Annotated in this window: 18 protein-coding genes and 1 tRNA gene; all 19 read left to right on the top strand. The window is 55.1% G+C overall.

The annotated features are described in order from the left end of the window. Positions 1–585 (top strand): EF-Tu/IF-2/RF-3 family GTPase (locus G5179_RS20300; RefSeq protein ID WP_421179904.1); only part of this gene is annotated, 585 nt, incomplete at its 5' end. Positions 586–638: 53 nt separating this feature from the next. Next, positions 639–715: transfer RNA gene (locus G5179_RS20295), tRNA-Trp, on the top strand. A gap of 60 nt (positions 716–775) precedes the next feature. Beyond that, a complete protein-coding gene (gene secE / locus G5179_RS20290; protein WP_005341843.1) occupies positions 776–1147 on the top strand; it encodes a preprotein translocase subunit SecE in 372 nt (123 codons plus the stop codon). A gap of 33 nt (positions 1148–1180) precedes the next feature. After that, positions 1181–1708: a transcription termination/antitermination protein NusG gene (nusG, locus tag G5179_RS20285; protein ID WP_019840195.1), complete on the top strand. Its 528-nt coding sequence runs from the start codon at positions 1181–1183 to the stop codon at positions 1706–1708. A gap of 134 nt (positions 1709–1842) precedes the next feature. After that, complete coding sequence (gene rplK, locus G5179_RS20280) at positions 1843–2271, top strand: 50S ribosomal protein L11 (protein ID WP_026456244.1); 429 nt, start codon at positions 1843–1845, stop codon at positions 2269–2271. Positions 2272–2275: 4 nt separating this feature from the next. Then, positions 2276–2977, top strand: coding sequence for a 50S ribosomal protein L1 (rplA, locus tag G5179_RS20275; protein WP_005339888.1), 702 nt, complete (start codon positions 2276–2278; stop codon positions 2975–2977). Positions 2978–3233: 256 nt separating this feature from the next. Then, positions 3234–3734, top strand: a complete 501-nt coding sequence (gene rplJ / locus G5179_RS20270; protein WP_216952230.1) for a 50S ribosomal protein L10 — start codon at positions 3234–3236, stop codon at positions 3732–3734. A 51-nt stretch (positions 3735–3785) separates the two neighbouring features. Further along, the gene (gene rplL / locus G5179_RS20265; RefSeq protein ID WP_005341840.1) at positions 3786–4148 is read left to right on the top strand and encodes a 50S ribosomal protein L7/L12; all 363 of its coding nucleotides are present in this window, start codon (positions 3786–3788) and stop codon (positions 4146–4148) included. Positions 4149–4372: 224 nt separating this feature from the next. Further along, positions 4373–8401, top strand: a complete 4029-nt coding sequence (gene rpoB / locus G5179_RS20260) for a DNA-directed RNA polymerase subunit beta (RefSeq protein ID WP_005339897.1) — start codon at positions 4373–4375, stop codon at positions 8399–8401. Between the two features lie 91 nt (positions 8402–8492). Further along, a complete protein-coding gene (gene rpoC, locus G5179_RS20255; protein WP_270906242.1) occupies positions 8493–12797 on the top strand; it encodes a DNA-directed RNA polymerase subunit beta' in 4305 nt (1434 codons plus the stop codon). A gap of 194 nt (positions 12798–12991) precedes the next feature. Further along, complete coding sequence (locus G5179_RS20250) at positions 12992–13708, top strand: helix-turn-helix transcriptional regulator (protein ID WP_005339902.1); 717 nt, start codon at positions 12992–12994, stop codon at positions 13706–13708. A 24-nt stretch (positions 13709–13732) separates the two neighbouring features. Beyond that, on the top strand, positions 13733–14113 hold the full coding sequence (locus G5179_RS20245) for a RidA family protein (protein WP_227341805.1): 381 nt from the start codon (positions 13733–13735) through the stop codon (positions 14111–14113). An 84-nt stretch (positions 14114–14197) separates the two neighbouring features. Next, positions 14198–14590 (top strand): sulfurtransferase complex subunit TusD, encoded by a 393-nt coding sequence (gene tusD / locus G5179_RS20240; RefSeq protein WP_270906241.1) that lies wholly within the window; start codon positions 14198–14200, stop codon positions 14588–14590. 8 nt (positions 14591–14598) lie between these two features. Then, entirely contained in the window at positions 14599–14958 is a 360-nt protein-coding gene (gene tusC / locus G5179_RS20235) for a sulfurtransferase complex subunit TusC (RefSeq protein ID WP_042054811.1), read from the top strand. A 7-nt stretch (positions 14959–14965) separates the two neighbouring features. Next, positions 14966–15244: a sulfurtransferase complex subunit TusB gene (tusB, locus tag G5179_RS20230; protein WP_005339909.1), complete on the top strand. Its 279-nt coding sequence runs from the start codon at positions 14966–14968 to the stop codon at positions 15242–15244. A gap of 182 nt (positions 15245–15426) precedes the next feature. Beyond that, positions 15427–15801, top strand: a complete 375-nt coding sequence (rpsL, locus tag G5179_RS20225; RefSeq protein ID WP_005306278.1) for a 30S ribosomal protein S12 — start codon at positions 15427–15429, stop codon at positions 15799–15801. Between the two features lie 93 nt (positions 15802–15894). Continuing rightward, positions 15895–16365: a 30S ribosomal protein S7 gene (gene rpsG, locus G5179_RS20220; RefSeq protein ID WP_005339911.1), complete on the top strand. Its 471-nt coding sequence runs from the start codon at positions 15895–15897 to the stop codon at positions 16363–16365. Positions 16366–16440: 75 nt separating this feature from the next. After that, a complete protein-coding gene (fusA, locus tag G5179_RS20215) occupies positions 16441–18546 on the top strand; it encodes an elongation factor G (RefSeq protein ID WP_021229318.1) in 2106 nt (701 codons plus the stop codon). 54 nt (positions 18547–18600) lie between these two features. Beyond that, on the top strand, positions 18601–18920 hold a 320-nt coding region (locus G5179_RS20210; RefSeq protein WP_021139867.1), incomplete at its 3' end, for a GTP-binding protein.

Genomic DNA, 18920 nt, shown 5'->3' with positions numbered 1-18920 from the left:
CCGGAGCCGGAGCGTGCGATTGACCAGCCGTTCCTGATGCCGATCGAAGACGTATTCTCTATCGCTGGCCGTGGTACTGTAGTTACCGGTCGTGTAGAGCGCGGTATCGTTAAAGTTGGTGAAGAAGTGGAAATCGTTGGTATCAAAGATACCACCAAGACCACCTGTACCGGCGTTGAAATGTTCCGCAAACTGCTGGACGAAGGTCGTGCAGGCGAGAACATCGGTGCACTGCTGCGTGGCGTGAAGCGTGAAGACGTAGAGCGTGGTCAGGTACTGGCCAAGCCGGGCACCATCAAGCCGCACACCAAGTTTGAATCTGAAGTGTACGTGCTGTCCAAAGAAGAAGGTGGTCGTCATACCCCGTTCTTCAAAGGCTACCGTCCGCAGTTCTACTTCCGTACTACCGACGTGACCGGTACCATCGAACTGCCGGAAGGCGTAGAGATGGTAATGCCGGGCGACAACATCAAGATGGTTGTTACCCTGATTGCACCGATCGCAATGGACGACGGCCTGCGTTTCGCTATCCGTGAAGGTGGCCGTACCGTAGGTGCTGGTGTTGTAGCTAAAGTTATCGCTTAATCTTTGGCTTACATAAATAAAGCAAAGCCCCTATAATAGGGGCTTTCTTATGCAGGGGCGTAGTTCGAATTGGTAGAACAGCGGTCTCCAAAACCGATGGTTGCGGGTTCGAGTCCTGCCGCCCCTGCCATATACCTCGTCTCGTACGGGGCTTTTGTGTCTTTGGTTACGTCAGATACAGGTGGGTTGTATGAGTGTTAGTTCTGAGAACCAGGGCGGAAGCAAGGATACCCTGCTTTGGGGCCTGGTTTTCATTATCCTGGTGGCCGCTGTAGTAGGTAATTATCTACTGAGCGATGTTATTGCTGCCGTCCGCGCCTTGGGTGTGGTCATTGTCATCGCTGCTGCCGGTGCAGTAGCCCTGCAAACCACCAAAGGGAAGGCAACACTGGCATTCGCCCGTGAGTCTCGCCTGGAAGTCCGCAAGGTCGTATGGCCAACCCGTCAGGAAGCCATTCAGACAACCCTGATTGTGCTGGCTGTGACCGCCGTGATGGGGCTGCTGCTGTTCGTTCTGGACGGCGCCTTGGTCTGGTTGGTCAACCTGATTACCGGTGTGTAAGGATAAGCCATGACTGAACAACGTGAACAGCGTATGAGATGGTATGTCGTGCAGGCGTTTTCCGGCTATGAAGGCCGTGTCGCCAAATCCCTGCGCGAGCATATCAAGATGCATGGCATGGAAGACATGTTCGGTGAAGTACTGGTCCCGACCGAAGAAGTGGTCGAGATGCGTGCAGGCCAGAAGCGCAAGAGTGAGCGCAAGTTTTTCCCGGGCTATGTCCTGGTTCAGATGATCATGGATGAAACCACATGGCACCTGGTGCGTAACGTACCACGCGTCATGGGCTTCATCGGCGGTACTTCCGACCGTCCGGCACCGATCTCCGACAAAGAGGCCGATGCCATCCTGAACCGTCTGCAGGATGCCCACGACAAGCCGCGTCCGAAAACCCTGTTTGAACCGGGTGAAATGGTGCGGGTTGCCGATGGTCCGTTTGCCGACTTCAATGGAACCGTTGAAGAGGTGGACTACGAGAAGAGCCGCGTGAAGGTTTCTGTACTGATCTTCGGTCGCTCTACTCCCGTTGAGCTGGATTTCGGTCAGGTCGAAAAGGGCTGATTGATTTCTGTTCACTCAACAGTTGTCAGGGGCAGCGAATATCTCTATAATTCGCTGCCCCTTTATTAGTTGGGGAGCCGTTTGCAGGAGCATGTCTCCGAGGCGCTAGAACCCATTTTTGAGGTAATTTCCTAATGGCTAAGAAAGTCACAGCTTATATCAAGCTGCAGGTTGCTGCTGGTGCAGCCAACCCGTCTCCTCCCGTTGGTCCTGCACTGGGTCAACACGGTGTTAACATCATGGAATTCTGTAAGGCGTTCAACGCTCGTACAGAAAAGCTGGAAAAAGGTTCACCGACCCCGGTCGTGATCACCGTTTACAGCGACCGTTCCTTCACCTTCGAAACCAAGACTCCGCCTGCTTCCTTCCTGCTGAAGAAAGCTGCTGGCATCAAGTCTGGTTCTGCCAAGCCGAACAAAGACAAGGTTGGTAAGGTGACCGTAGCCCAGCTGCAAGAAATCGCCAAGACCAAAGAACCGGATATGACCGGTGCCGATCTGGATGCAAAAGTACGTTGCATCGCAGGCTCCGCTCGTTCCATGGGTCTGGTAGTGGAGGATTAAGACAATGGCTAAACTTTCCAAGCGTATGCGCGTTATTCGCGAAAAAGTTGACGGTACCAAAGAGTACTCCATCAACGAAGCCATTGCCCTGCTGAAAGAACTGGCTACCGCCAAGTTCGTTGAAAGCGTTGACGTTGCTGTCAACCTGGGTATCGACGCTCGTAAATCTGACCAGAACGTACGTGGTGCTACTGTACTGCCGCACGGTACCGGTCGTGATGTACGCGTTGCCGTATTTACCCAAGGTGCCAATGCCGAAGCAGCTAAAGCTGCCGGTGCTGACCTGGTAGGTATGGATGACCTGGCCGATCTGGTTAAGAAAGGCGAGATGAACTTCGACGTAGTTATCGCATCCCCGGATGCCATGCGCGTTGTTGGTCAACTGGGTCAAATCCTGGGCCCGCGCGGCCTGATGCCGAACCCGAAAGTTGGTACTGTAACTCCTAACGTTGCCGAAGCTGTCAAGAACGCCAAGGCTGGTCAGGTTCGTTACCGTAACGACAAGAATGGTATCATCCATACCACTCTGGGTAAGGTTTCTTTCAACGAAGTTCAGCTGAAAGAAAACTTGGAAGCTCTGCTGGTTGCCCTGAAAAAAGGCAAGCCCTCTTCCGCCAAAGGTCAATTCATCAAGAAAGTCAGCATCTCCACCACCATGGGTGCCGGTGTTGCCGTAGACCAAGCTTCTCTGGAAGCTCAGGCCTAATTGATGGGTTTTACAAGGCGCAAAATTTAATCTATAATTTTGCGCCTTGATTGGTTGGGGGTTTCGACCTCCGTCCAAGACCGCAGGAGGCTGTAAAGCCTTAATGTTTCCTGCGTAGACGGTGCCGGAAACCCAGCGAGAAAGATTCTTTCTCTTCTGGAATCCTGCTACCGCATCGTTCCCCTCTGTTGTAAAGGTAGGGGGGATGTGTCAGTACTGGGTCATTTGACCCGGATTCAATCCAGGAGTTAAGCCAATGGCATTGGGACTCGAAGACAAAAAGGCAATTGTTGCTGAAGTCAACGAAGCTGCCAAAGGCGCTCTTTCTGCAGTTGTTGCCGATTCTCGCGGTGTCACTGTAGACAAGATGACCGTCCTGCGTAAAACCGCTCGTGAAGCCGGTGTGTACATGCGCGTTGTGCGTAACACCCTGCTGCGTCGCGCGGTAGAAGGTACCGAATACGAGTGCCTGAACGACGCATTTACCGGTCCTACCTTGATTGCTTTCTCTAACGAACACCCGGGCGCTGCTGCTCGTCTGTTCAAAGAGTTTGCCAAAGCGAACCAAAAGTTCGAAATCAAGGCTGGCGCTTTTAACGGTGAGTTTATCGCCGCAGCACAAATTGATCGTCTGGCCACGCTGCCGACCTACGACGAAGCAATTGCGAAGTTGATGGCGACTATGAAAGAAGCCTCTGCTGGCAAGCTGGTTCGTACCATCGCTGCTGTGCGTGATCAGAAGCAAGCTGCTGCTTGATTCTCGCCTATTTAGGCTGTTTGAGTTTATTCAACATCAGGAATTTTTGTCATGTCTATCACTAAAGACCAAATCATCGAAGCCGTTGCTTCCATGTCCGTAATGGAAGTTGTTGAGCTGATCGAAGCTATGGAAGAGAAATTCGGTGTTTCTGCCGCTGTTGCTGTTGCTGCCGGTCCGGCCGCTGAAGCAGTAGAAGAGAAGACCGAGTTCGACGTAGTTCTGACTGCTGCCGGTGCCAACAAAGTTGCCGTCATCAAAGCCGTTCGTGGCGCTACCGGTCTGGGCCTGAAAGAAGCCAAAGATCTGGTAGAAGCTGCTCCGGCTAACCTGAAAGAAGCCGTCTCCAAAGACGAAGCTGAAGCTCTGAAGAAAGAGCTGGAAGCTGCCGGTGCTTCTGTTGAGATCAAATAATCTGCATTTATGTAGATTAGCCTGATAAAACAGGCTAGGGCTGGTGAATTTTTGTTCACCAGCCTTTTTGCGCTGTAGACTGAGAGCATTTCACACCGTTTACGACTCTCGGTGCACCAGCAATCCGGACTGTCTTCTTTCGTCCGGGCCAACACAAAACGGTGTTGAGACAGAGCTGTCCCGCGGGACAGAGTGGGTCACTTATCAGCGAGCTGAGGAACCCTATGGTTTACTCTTATACCGAAAAAAAACGCATTCGTAAGGACTTCGGTAAGCGAGACCAGGTACTGGACACGCCTTATCTGTTGTCCATTCAGCTGGACTCCTTCAAGCAGTTCATCGAGGCTGACCCGGAAGGTGAATATGGCCTAGAGGCCGCTTTCCGTAGCGTTTTCCCGATCACCAGTTACTCCGGTAGTGCTGAGCTTCAGTATGTCAGCTATCGCCTGGGTGAGCCGGTATTTGACGTAAAAGAATGCCAGATCCGTGGAGTGACCTACTCCGCGCCGCTGCGTGTCAAGCTTCGTATGGTTCTGTACGACCGTGAAGCAGCTGCCGGCACCGTCAAAGACATCAAGGAACAAGAAGTATACATGGGCGAAATTCCGCTCATGACCGAGAACGGCACCTTTGTTATCAATGGTACCGAGCGGGTTATCGTTTCCCAGCTGCACCGCAGCCCGGGCGTCTTCTTCGACCACGATAAAGGCAAAACACATTCATCCGGTAAGGTGCTGTATAACGCTCGCGTTATCCCCTACCGTGGCTCCTGGCTGGACTTCGAGTTCGATGCGAAAGACAACCTGTTTGTCCGTATCGACCGTCGTCGCAAACTGCCAGCATCCATTATTCTGCGCGCCCTGGACTTCACTTCCGAACAAATCCTGGCCACCTTCTTCGAGACCATCGGTTTTGAAGTAAAAGATGGCAAGTTGATGATGGATCTGGTGCCGGAGCGTCTGCGTGGTGAAACTGCGACCTTTGACATCGTGGCCAATGGCGCCGTGGTGGTTGAGACCGGTCGTCGTGTGACTGCGCGTCACATCCGTCAGTTGGAAAAAGACGCCGTTACCCAGATTGAGGTACCGGTTGAGTATGTTGTTGGCAAAGTTGCTGCCAAGGACTACGCACATCCGCAAACTGGCGAGATGGTCGTGACCGCCAACCAGGCGCTGAGCCTGGAAGCGATCGCCAACCTGTCCCAAGCCGGCTTCAAGCATTTCGAGGTTCTGTTCACCAACGAACTGGATCACGGTGCCTACATGTCCGAGACCCTGCGTGTCGACTCCAGCTCCAACCGTTTGGAAGCGCTGGTCGAGATCTATCGCATGATGCGTCCGGGCGAGCCGCCTACTCGCGAAGCTGCAGAACAGCTGTTCGAAAACCTGTTCTTCTCCGCCGAGCGTTACGACCTGTCTACCGTAGGTCGGATGAAGTTCAACCGCCGTCTGGGTCGTGAAGACGAGACTGGCGCTGGTGTACTGACCAAAGACGACATCGTCGATGTGATGAAGCGCCTGATCGACATCCGTAACGGTAACGACGAAGTGGACGATATCGACCACTTGGGTAACCGTCGTATCCGTTCTGTCGGTGAAATGGCTGAAAACCAGTTCCGCGTCGGTCTGGTGCGTGTCGAGCGTGCGGTCAAGGAGCGTCTCTCCCTGGGCGACCTGGACACCCTGATGCCGCAGGATCTGATCAACGCCAAGCCGATCTCCGCCGCAGTCAAAGAGTTCTTTGGTTCCAGCCAGCTGTCCCAGTTTATGGACCAGAACAACCCGCTCTCCGAAGTGACCCACAAGCGTCGTATCTCCGCGCTGGGCCCGGGCGGTTTGACTCGTGAGCGTGCCGGCTTTGAAGTCCGAGACGTACACCCGACTCACTACGGTCGTCTGTGCCCTATCGAGACTCCTGAAGGTCCGAACATCGGTCTGATCAACTCTCTGTCCGTGTACTCTCGTACCAACGAGTACGGTTTCCTCGAGACCCCGTACCGCAAGGTCATTGACGGTGTGATCACCGACGAAGTGGACTACCTGTCTGCTATTGAAGAAGGCAAGTACGTGATCGCACAGGCTAACGCCGCGACCACCGAAGATGGCCGTCTGAAAGATGAATTGATCCCGTGCCGTCACAAAGGTGAATCCACCTTTATGAACGCCGACCAGATCCAGTATATGGACGTGAGCCCGCAGCAGATCGTATCTGTGGCAGCGGCTCTGATCCCGTTCCTGGAACACGATGACGCGAACCGCGCATTGATGGGTTCAAACATGCAACGTCAGGCTGTACCGACTCTGCGTGCTGACAAGCCGCTGGTAGGTACCGGTATGGAACGCGCTGTGGCCGTTGACTCCGGTGTAACCGTAGTAGCCAAGCGTGGCGGCGTAATCGACTATGTCGATGCCTCCCGTATCGTCCTGAAGGTCAATGAAGATGAGCTGATGCCAGGCGAAGCCGGTATCGACATCTACAACCTGACCAAGTACACCCGTTCCAACCAGAACACCTGTATCAACCAGCGTCCTTGCGTGATGTTGGGTGAGCCGGTCATGGCTGGCGACGTACTGGCTGACGGCCCGTCCACCGATCTGGGTGAACTGGCTCTGGGCCAGAACATGCGCGTCGCGTTCATGCCGTGGAACGGTTACAACTTCGAAGACTCGATCCTGGTGAACGAGCGTGTTGTTCAGGAAGATCGCCTGACCACCATCCATATCCAGGAACTGGCCTGTATCTCCCGTGACACCAAGCTGGGTCCGGAAGAGATCACTGCTGACATCCCGAACGTGGGTGAAGCCGCTCTGTCCAAGCTGGACGAGTCCGGTATCGTCTACGTGGGTGCCGAAGTGAAGGGCGGCGACATTCTGGTCGGTAAGGTAACCCCGAAAGGTGAAACCCAGCTGACGCCGGAAGAGAAGCTGCTGCGCGCCATCTTCGGTGAGAAGGCGTCCGATGTGAAGGACTCCTCCCTGCGTGTACCGAACGGTGTGTACGGTACCGTGGTTGACGTGCAAGTCTTTACCCGCGATGGCGTGGAAAAAGACAAGCGCGCCAAAGAAATCGAAGAGATGCAGCTGAAGGAAGCGAAGAAGGACTTGACCGAAGAGTTCAAGATCCTGGAAGACGGCATTTTCGGCCGCTCCCGCAACCTGCTGCTGGCCGCCGGTTACAGCGAAGATCGTCTGAACAAGCTCGATCGTTCCAAGTGGTTTGAACTGGCCATCGAAGACGAAGGCAAGCAGACCGAACTGGAACAGATCGCTGAACAGCACGTTGAGCTGAAAGCCGAGTTCGACAAGAAATTCGAGAACAAGCGTCGCAAGATTATCCAGGGTGATGATCTGGCGCCGGGCGTACTGAAAATCGTCAAGGTTTATCTGGCAGTCAAGCGTCGCATCCAGCCGGGTGACAAGATGGCGGGCCGTCACGGTAACAAGGGTGTTATCTCCAAGATCTGTCCGGTCGAGGATATGCCTCATGACGAGTTCGGCCGTCCGGTCGACATCGTACTGAACCCGTTGGGCGTACCATCACGTATGAACATCGGTCAGATCCTCGAAGTGCACCTGGGCCTTGCGGCCAAGGGTATCGGCGAGAAGATCGATCGCATGGTCAAAGAGCAGCGCGAGCTGCACGAGATGCGCAACTTCCTGCAACAGGTCTATGACCTGGGCGAGAAGGACACCCAGCAAGTGAACATCGCCGAACTGTCTGATGACGACGTACGTACCCTGGTGGGTAACCTGCGTAAGGGTCTGCCGGTTGCTACTCCAGTGTTTGATGGTGCCAAAGAGCGCGAAATCAAAGCCCTGCTGAAGCTGGCCGATCTGCCGGAATCCGGTCAGATTGATCTGTTCGATGGCCGTACCGGTAACCGCTTCGAGCGTAAAGTAACCGTTGGTTACATGTACATGCTCAAGCTGAACCACTTGGTCGACGACAAGATGCACGCGCGTTCTACCGGTTCTTACAGCCTTGTTACCCAGCAGCCGCTGGGTGGTAAGGCTCAGTTCGGTGGTCAGCGTTTCGGTGAGATGGAAGTGTGGGCCCTGGAGGCTTACGGTGCGGCATATACCCTGCAGGAAATGCTGACCGTCAAGTCTGACGATGTGAATGGCCGTACCAAGATGTATAAGAACATCGTGGATGGCGACCACCGTATGGAGCCGGGCATGCCCGAATCCTTCAACGTATTGCTGAAGGAAATCCGCTCTCTGGGTATCAACATCGAGCTGGACGAAGAGTAAGAGCTCGCTCTTATTGTTCGAGAATTGACGTGGGCGCCCCGCTGTTTTGGCAGCCGGGGCGCCGAGGTTAGACTCCTGACAGGGGAAACACGTGAAAGACTTACTCAAGTTTTTGAAGGCTCAGACCAAGACCGAAGAGTTTGACAGTATCAAGATCGGTCTGGCCTCTCCTGACATGATCCGCTCCTGGTCATTCGGTGAGGTCAAAAAGCCTGAGACCATCAACTACCGGACTTTCAAGCCGGAGCGTGATGGTCTGTTCTGCGCCCGTATCTTCGGACCGGTGAAGGACTACGAGTGTCTGTGCGGCAAGTACAAGCGCCTGAAACACCGTGGTGTGATCTGTGAGAAGTGCGGCGTTGAAGTGACCCAGACCAAGGTCCGTCGTGAGCGTATGGGCCACATCGAGCTGGCCAGCCCGACTGCCCACATCTGGTTCCTGAAGTCCCTGCCGTCCCGTATCGGTCTGCTGCTGGACATGACCCTGCGCGACATCGAGCGCGTGCTTTACTTCGAATCTTTCGTAGTTATCGAGCCGGGCATGACCAACCTCGAACGCAGCCAGATGCTCTCTGAAGAGCAGTACCTGGATGCGCTGGAAGAGTGGGGCGACGAATTTGACGCCAAGATGGGTGCCGAAGCAATCCTGGCATTGCTGCGCGCCATCGATCTGGAAGGTGAAGTCAAAGCGATGCGTGAGGAGCTGGATCAGACCAACTCCGAGACCAAACGCAAGAAGACCACCAAGCGTCTGAAGCTGATGGAAGCTTTCCTGCAGTCCGGCAACAAGCCGGAGTGGATGATCATGACAGTGCTGCCCGTGCTGCCGCCGGACCTGCGTCCGCTGGTACCGCTGGACGGCGGCCGTTTCGCGACTTCCGATCTGAACGATCTGTACCGTCGCGTGATCAACCGTAACAACCGCTTGAAGCGTCTGCTGGATCTGGCGGCTCCGGACATCATCGTGCGCAACGAAAAGCGTATGCTGCAAGAGTCCGTCGATGCGCTGCTGGATAACGGCCGTCGCGGTCGTGCCATCACCGGTTCCAACAAGCGCCCGCTGAAATCCCTGGCCGACATGATCAAGGGTAAGCAGGGTCGTTTCCGTCAGAACCTGCTCGGTAAGCGTGTCGACTACTCCGGTCGTTCCGTTATCACCGTAGGCCCGACTCTGCGTCTGCATCAGTGCGGTCTGCCGAAGAAGATGGCGCTGGAACTGTTCAAGCCGTTCATCTATGGCAAGCTGGAAACCCGCGGTCTGGCGACCACTATCAAGGCCGCCAAGAAGATGGTGGAGCGCGAAGAAGCTGTCGTTTGGGATATCCTGGACGAAGTTATCCGCGAACATCCGGTTCTGCTGAACCGTGCACCGACTCTGCACCGTCTGGGTATCCAGGCATTCGAACCGACTCTGGTCGAAGGCAAGGCAATCCAGCTGCACCCGCTCGTTTGTGCTGCGTATAACGCGGACTTCGATGGTGACCAGATGGCGGTTCACGTACCGCTGACCCTGGAAGCCCAGCTGGAAGCGCGTGCGCTGATGATGTCTACCAACAACATCCTGTCGCCAGCCTCCGGTGAGCCGATCATCGTTCCTTCTCAGGACGTGGTCTTGGGTCTGTACTACATGACCCGCGCCCGCATCAATGCGAAGGGTGAAGGTATGGTGCTGTCCGGCCCGAAAGAGGCCGAGAAAGTGTACCGTGCTGGTCTGGCCGACCTGCATGCTCGCGTCAAGTGCCGCATCACCGAGTACGTGAAGAACGAAGACGGTGAGCTGGTTGCCAAGACCGAGATGAAGAACACCACCGTTGGTCGTGCGATCCTGAGCCTGATCCTGCCGAAAGGTATGGAATACGCCCTGATCGACGAGCCGAAGGTGCTGACTGCTGCCGAGCAGGCCGATCTGGAAGCCAATCCGCAGAACTGGATCAAATGCGTATCCAACAAGGCGCTGGGCAAAAAGCTCATCTCCCGTCTGCTGAACACCTGCTATCGCAAGCAGGGGCTGAAGGACACCGTTATCTTCGCTGACCAGCTGATGTATACCGGTTTCCACTACGCGGCGCTGTCCGGTGCTTCCGTTGGTATCGATGACATGGTCATCCCGGATGCCAAGAAAGACATCATCGCGTCTGCCGAAGCCGAAGTTGCCGAGATCCAGGATCAGTTCCTGTCCGGTCTGGTAACTGCGGGCGAACGTTACAACAAGGTTATCGATATCTGGGCCAGCGCCAACGAGCGCGTCTCCAAGGCCATGATGGAGAACTTGTCCAAAGAGCGTAACGTCAACTCGCTGGGTGAAGAAGAAGAGCAGGCCTCGTTCAACAGCATCTTTATGATGGCCGACTCTGGTGCGCGTGGTTCCGCCGCCCAGATCCGTCAGCTGGCCGGTATGCGTGGCCTGATGGCCAAGCCAGATGGCTCCATCATCGAGACCCCGATCATCGCGAACTTCCGCGAAGGTCTGAACGTACTGCAGTACTTTATCTCTACCCACGGTGCTCGTAAGGGTCTGGCGGATACTGCACTGAAGACTGCGAACTCCGGTTACCTGACTCGTCGTCTGGTAGACGTGGCGCAGGACATGGTGATCACCGAGGACGATTGCGGCACTACCGACGGTCTGTGGATGACTCCTCTGATCGAGGGTGGCGACGTGGTCGAGCCGCTGCGTGAGCGCGTGCTGGGTCGTGTGGTGGCAGAAGATGTCATCAAGCCGGGTACCGAGGACGAGATCCTGGTTGCTCGCAACACCCTGCTCGACGAGCAACTGTGTGACCTGCTGGAACGCAACTCCGTTGACCGTGTGAAGGTACGCTCTGCCATCACCTGTGAAACCGACTTCGGTAACTGTGCTCACTGCTACGGCCGTGATCTGGCCCGTGGTCACCTGGTTAACAAGGGTGAGGCTGTCGGTGTTATCGCCGCCCAGTCCATCGGTGAACCGGGTACCCAGCTGACGATGCGTACGTTCCACATCGGTGGTGCTGCATCTCGTGCCGCTGCTGAAAGCAGCATCCAGGTCAAGAACACAGGTACCATCAAGCTGCAGAACGCCAAGTTCGTTCACAACAGCGATGACAAACTGGTTATCACCTCACGTTCTACCGAACTGACCATCATGGACGACATGGGCCGTACCAAGGAGAGCCACAAGCTGCCTTACGGTTCTGTGCTGGAAGTGAAGGACGGCCAGGCCGTGAGTGCTGGCGAGACCGTTGCCAATTGGGATCCGCACACCCACCCGATCATCACCGAAGTGGCAGGTCGCCTGCAGTTCGAACACATGATCGATGGTGTGACCATCACTCGTCAGACCGACGAGCTGACCGGTCTCTCTTCTATCGTTGTTCTGGACGTCAACGAGCGTCCGAGCGCCGGTAAAGAGATGCGTCCGACCGTTAAACTGGTCGACCTGAACGGCAAAGACGTGATGATCCCGGGTACCGATGTCGCCGCCCAGTACTTCCTGCCGGGCAAGGCGATCGTGAACCTGGAAGATGGTGCCAACGTGGGCGTGGGTGACGCGGTAGCGCGTATCCCGCAAGAGTCCGGCGGTACCAAGGACATCACCGGTGGTCTGCCGCGCGTTGCGGATCTGTTCGAAGCACGTCAACCGAAGGAACCGGCTATTCTGGCCGAGATCTCCGGTACCATCTCCTTCGGGAAAGAGACCAAGGGCAAACGCCGTCTGGTCATCACCCCGACCGATGGTGGCAACGTCTACGAAGAGATGATTCCGAAGTGGCGTAACCTGAACGTGTTCGAAGGTGAAAAAGTTGAGAAGGGTGAAGTGCTGGCGGACGGTCCTGAGTCTGCTCACGACATCCTGCGTCTGCGCGGTATCAGCCCGGTCGCCAACTACATCGCCAACGAAGTGCAGGACGTTTACCGTCTGCAAGGCGTTAAGATCAACGACAAGCACATCGAAGTCATCGTTCGTCAGATGCTGCGCAAGTGCGAGATCCTGAGCGCTGGCGATACCGATCTGATCGAAGGCGAACAGGTTGAAGTTGCTCGTGTGAAGATTGCCAACCGTAAGCTGGTTGCCGAGGGCAAGACCCCTGCGACCTACCGTCATGTACTGATGGGTATTACCAAGGCATCTCTGAGCACCGAGTCCTTCATCTCCGCGGCTTCCTTCCAGGAAACCACTCGCGTTCTGACCGAAGCCGCCGTTGGTGGCAAGCGTGACGAACTGCGTGGCCTGAAAGAGAACGTCATCGTGGGTCGTCTGATCCCGGCTGGTACCGGCTTTGCCTACCACCATAGCCGGATCAACCAGCGTGCTGCCGCAGCTCGTGCTGTTGGTACCCCGCAGGTGACCGCTGATGAAGCAGAGCAGAACCTGGCGGATCTGCTGAACGCAGCCGGTAGCTTCGACGAAGAGTAACTCGTCATCCGTGATTGAAAAGGGCTCCTTCAAGGAGCCCTTTTTGTTGGCCAATTCCTCGGCAAAGGTAGACGCAGCGCGGGTTTCAGGATGATCCAGAGCAAAGTTGTAGAGTAAAAAATCAAAAAAAGTTGACTTTACTCCCCTGCAATTTAAAACTCGGGAAAGTTGAATGGTTATTACAGGGGTAGAACATGACTGTCGGTATCGAGGAAGCCATGCTTCCCGAAGAACAGCTGATCAGCCGCACTTTTACAGATGAAGACAGGGAATTGTTGCGCTCATACGATGGGCTCATCGATGGCTTGGCCGAGCTGTTCGGCAAGCATTGTGAAGTGGTCCTCCACTCCCTGGAAAATCTGCACGAGTCGGTGATCAAGATTGCCAACGGCTTCAATACCGGACGCACCCTCGGGGCGCCCATCACCGATCTCGCCCTGCGCATGCTCAAGGATATCGAGAGCACCGGCCAGGATTACACCCAGAGCTATTTCGCTCGCAGCCGTACCGGCGCGCTGATGAAGTCGAGCACCATCGCTATTCGCAACAGCGAGCGGCAAGTAGTGGGGCTTATCTGCATCAACCTGCACATCAATGCGCCTTTCCACGAGTTCGTGGCCGAATTTTTCCCGACGCCCCAGCAGGCGGCGCGTCAGTCACCAGAGACCTTCGCCAACAGCGTGGAAGAGCTGGTTGCCCAGACGGTGGATAACACCATCGACGAGATCAATCGCGATCCCACCGTGGCCAACAATGCCAAGAATCGCTTCATCGTGACCCAGCTGTTCGAGAAGGGCATTTTCGATATCAAGGATTCGATCAATCTGGTGGCGGACAAACTCAATATTTCAAAACATACCGTTTATCTTTACATCCGACAGCGCAAGCAGGGTGAAGACGAGAACGAGTAACTCATTCCAGAAGGGGATAGATGAATGGCTAAAGAAGTGATTGCAACCGACAAGGCGCCTGCCGCGATTGGTCCGTATGTTCAGGCTACCAAGGTTGGCGAGATGATCTTCACCTCCGGGCAGATCCCGCTCGATCCTGCCACCATGGAAATCGTGGCTGGCGGCATTGAAGAGCAGGCCGAGCGGGTGATGAAGAATCTGATTGCCGTGTTGCACGCTGCGGGTGCCGATGCCAGCAAAGTGGTCAAAACCACCTGCTTCCTGAGCGACATGAACAACTTCGTTGCCTTCAATCAGGTCTATGCCCGTTACTTTGGCGATGCGGCGCCAGCTCGCTCCTGCGTAGAGGTGGCCCGTCTGCCGAAAGATGTGCTGGTCGAGGTCGAGGCGATTGCCCATCTCTGATCAACAGATCGAATCAAGCCCCTCCTGGCAGGGGCTTTTTTGTTTTTGGCGTAAAATGGACCGGGTCAGCACAGGAGTCCTGCTATGAGTCTGAGTTTTGCCATCCTGGTCACGGGGCCCGCCTATGGCACCCAGTCGGCCAGCACCGCCTATCGTTTTGCCCGCACCTTGTTGGCACAGGGGCATACCTTGTCCCACCTGTTCTTCTATCAGGACGGGGTCTGCAACGGCAACGGTTTGCATCTGCCTGCATCCGATGAGACTGACCTGGTGCGTCTGTGGCGAGAGCTGGCGGAAGAGCAGGGGATCGGTATCGACGTCTGTGTCGCCGCCGCCATGCGGCGCGGTGTGCTCGATGAACAGGAAGCCAAGGGGGCGGGGCTGGAGCACTTCAATCTGCAAGCGCCATTTTGCCTGAGCGGTCTGGGCCAGTTGGCCGAGGCGGCGCTCACCGCCGATCGGCTGGTTCAGTTCTAGGGGGAGTCATGAGCAAGAAAATTGCCTTTATCTGCAGTCGTGGCCCCCATGGCCATGCCGCCGGTCGGGAAGGGTTGGATGCCATGTTGGCCACCTCGGCCATGACCGATGAGCTGGCCCTCTTCCTGATTGGGGACGGCGTGCTGCAACTGCTCAAGGAGCAGCAGCCAGCCGCCATTTTTCAACGCCACTACGCGCCCACCTTCAAAATGCTGGAACTCTACGACATCGAAGAGGTCTATGTTTGTGCTGACTCGCTGGCAGAGCGTGGCGTGACAGTGGATGATCTGCTGATCCCCGTCGAGAGTTTGCCGCGCCAGGAACTGGCTCGGCGCTGGGCACAATGTTCGACTCACATCAGCTTTTGAGGTCTCCATGTTGCATCTGATATTGAACTCTCCCTTTCAGAGTCAGGCTCTGGCAGAGGCGCTCTCATATCTTCAGCCCGAGGATGAGCTGGTACTGATGCAGGATGCCGTGATTGCGGCATCGGCTCCCCAGTGGAGCGCGCGGCTGGCGGGTATCCCGCTTTATGTGATGCAGGAAGATCTGCAAGCTCGCGGTTTGCAGCATCGGGTGGGCAATGTGCTCGATATGGCGGGTCTGGTGGCACTGATTGCGCAAAAAGGTTCCCCGCGCACCTGGGGTGGCTGAGAAGCACATTTCCAAGAAAATTCAAGGTGATATCGTGAAATCAAACGGATCTGAATTGCCCTTTTGTGACGCAAATTGTATAAATCTTGACTCCCCAGACAACAGGGCATAAAATTTCGCGTCCCCGTATCTGCGGGGAGGATTTTCCACACGTTTATGAAGTCATTATCAGGAGCCTTTTGATGGCAACTATTAACCAGTTGGTTCGCAAGCCACGCATCAAGCTCGTTGTGAAAAGCAACGTGCCGGCGCTGGAAGCGTGCCCTCAGAAGCGTGGCGTATGCACTCGTGTATATACCACCACCCCGAAGAAGCCTAACTCTGCACTGCGTAAAGTGTGCCGTGTACGTCTGACCAACGGCTTCGAAGTCACCTCCTACATCGGCGGTGAAGGTCACAACCTGCAAGAGCACTCTGTTGTTCTGATCCGTGGCGGTCGTGTAAAAGACTTGCCAGGTGTTCGTTATCACACCGTTCGTGGTGCGTTGGACTGTGCCGGTGTTAAAGACCGTAAGCAGGCTCGCTCCAAGTATGGCGTGAAGCGTCCTAAAGCTTAATGGTTCTCCGTTAAGTAAGGCCAAACGTTAATTCGTTTCTAGTTAGATAGCTTTCTAGTTTTGGGTAATCCCTGAAGTTACGGAGAATTTGAAATGCCAAGACGTCGTGTTGTTGGTCAGCGTAAAATCCTGCCAGATCCCAAGTTCGGATCAGAGCTGCTGGCTAAATTTGTCAACGTAGTAATGGTTGACGGTAAGAAATCTGTTGCAGAAGCCATTGTTTATGGCGCCCTGGACATCATTGCCACCAAATCTGGCAAAGAGCACCTGGCCGTATTCGAAGAAGCTCTGGATAACATTCGTCCGGCGGTCGAGGTTAAATCTCGTCGCGTCGGTGGTGCAACCTATCAGGTGCCGGTAGAAGTTCGTCCGGTACGTCGCAATGCCCTGGCAATGCGCTGGTTGGTTGATGCCGCTCGTAAACGTGGTGAAAAATCAATGGCTCAGCGTCTGGCTGGCGAGCTGCTGGATGCCGCTGACAATAAGGGTTCGTCTGTCAAGAAACGTGAAGACGTTCACCGTATGGCTGAAGCGAACAAAGCCTTCGCTCACTTCCGCTGGTAATCCGCTTGCGCAGGGTCTTTTGACTCTGCGCACCTTTAATTATCTAGGGACAAGCGCCTTAGTAAGAGGATGACAATGGCTCGTACAACCCCCATTGAGCGTTATCGTAACATCGGTATCTCCGCTCACATTGACGCCGGTAAGACTACTACTACCGAGCGCGTACTGTTTTACACCGGTGTAAGTCACAAGATCGGTGAAGTTCACGATGGCGCTGCCACCATGGACTGGATGGAACAGGAACAAGAGCGTGGTATCACCATCACCTCCGCCGCGACCACCGCTTTCTGGTCCGGTATGGGTAAACAGTTCCAACCGCACCGTATCAACATCATCGATACCCCGGGCCACGTTGACTTTACTATCGAAGTAGAGCGTTCAATGCGTGTTCTGGACGGTGCCGTGATGGTGTACTGTGCCGTAGGTGGCGTACAGCCACAGTCTGAAACCGTATGGCGTCAGGCTAACAAGTACAAGGTTCCCCGTATCGCGTTCGTCAACAAGATGGACCGTACCGGTGCCAACTTCCTGCGTTGTGTTGAGCACATCAAGACCCGTCTGAAAGGTACTCCGGTTCCCCTTCAGCTGAACATCGGCTCTGAAGAGAACTTCAAGGGCGTTGTTGACCTGGTCAAGATGAAAGCCATCAACTGGAATGAAGCTGATCAGGGCGTATCCTTCGATTACGAAGACGTCCCGGCTGAGTTGCTGGAACAGGCGCAAGAAATGCGCATGAATCTGGTTGAAGCCGCTGCTGAAGCGTCTGAAGACCTGATGGAAAAATACCTGGGCGGCGAAGAGCTGACCGAGGAAGAGATCAAAGGTGCTCTGCGTCAGCGCGTGCTGAACAACGAAATCATCCTGGTAACCTGTGGCTCCGCGTTCAAGAACAAGGGCGTACAGGCAATGCTGGATGCCGTGATCGAGTACCTGCCGGCTCCGACCGACGTTGCTGCTATCGACGGCCTGAAAATGGACGGCGAGACCAAAGACGAGCGTCACGCTTCTGATGACGAGCCGTTCTCTGCTCTGGCGTTCAAGATCGCTACCGACCCGTTCGTTGGTAACCTGACCTTCTTCCGTGTCTACTCTGGCGTGATCAACTCCGGTGACACCGTGCTGAACTCCGTCAAGGACAAGCGCGAGCGTTTTGGCCGTATCGTTCAGATGCATGCCAACAAGCGTGAAGAGATCAAAGAAGTACGCGCTGGTGACATCGCTGCTGCTATCGGTCTGAAAGACGTGACCACTGGTGACACCCTGTGTGACCCGAACGCACCGATTATCCTCGAGCGTATGGAATTCCCGGAGCCGGTAATTTCTATCGCGGTTGAGCCGAAAACCAAGGCTGACCAGGAGAAGATGGGTCTGGCTCTGGGCCGTCTGGCTCAGGAAGATCCGTCCTTCCGCGTATGGACTGACGAAGAGTCAGGTCAAACCATCATCGCTGGTATGGGTGAGCTGCACCTGGACATCATCGTTGACCGTATGCGTCGCGAGTTCAAGGTTGAAGCCAACGTAGGTAAGCCGCAGGTTGCCTACCGTGAAACCATCCGTACCACCGTTAAAGACATCGAAGGCAAGCATGCCAAGCAGTCTGGTGGTCGCGGTCAGTACGGTCATGTTGTTATCGACATGTACCCGCTGGAAGAAGGCAAAGCCTACGAATTCGTCAACGACATCAAAGGTGGTGTCATTCCTGGTGAATTCATCCCGGGTGTTGATAAAGGTATCCGTGAGCAGCTCAAATCTGGTCCGCTGGCTGGTTACCCGGTTATGGATCTGGGTGTGCGTCTGCACTTCGGTTCTTACCACGATGTCGACTCTTCCGAACTGGCGTTCAAAATCGCTGCTTCCATGGCCTTTAAGGCTGGCTTCATGAAAGCCAACCCGGTTCTGCTCGAACCGATCATGAAAGTAGAAGTTGAAACTCCGGAAGATTACATGGGCGACGTTATCGGTGACCTGAACCGTCGTCGTGGCCTGATCGAAGGTATGGAAGATGGCCCGTCCGGCAAGATCGTGCGTGCTCTGGTGCCGCTGGCCGAAATGTTCGGTTATGCAACTGCACTGCGTTCCGCTACCCAGGGTCGCGCTTCCTACGCCATGGAATTCGCCAAGTATCACGATGCACCGACCAACGTTGCACAAGCCGTGATCGAAGAGCGCAAATCCAAGTAATTTAAGATTCCCCGCCTACGACGGTAGGCGGGTTTAACCTAGAAGGACTACGTCGTGTCTAAAGAAAAATTTGAGCGTAATAAACCGCACGTAAACGTCGGCACCATCGGCCACGTTGACCACGGTAAAACCACCCTGACTGCAGCTATCACCAACGTGCTGGCCAAGCACTTCGGTGGTAAAGCTTTCGCCTTCGACCAGATCGACAAGGCACCGGAAGAGCGTGAGCGTGGTATCACCATCAACACCTCCCACGTAGAATACGACACCGCTACCCGTCACTACGCCCACGTAGACTGCCCGGGTCACGCCGACTACGTTAAAAACATGATCACCGGTGCTGCCCAGATGGACGGCGCGATCCTGGTAGTAGC

It is taken from the genome of Aeromonas sp. 600886, from assembly GCF_049174935.1.
In the GTDB taxonomy this organism is placed as follows: domain Bacteria; phylum Pseudomonadota; class Gammaproteobacteria; order Enterobacterales; family Aeromonadaceae; genus Aeromonas; species Aeromonas veronii_A.
Note: the sequence above shows the minus strand (reverse complement) of the source record. Positions and strands in the feature narration are given on the sequence as shown.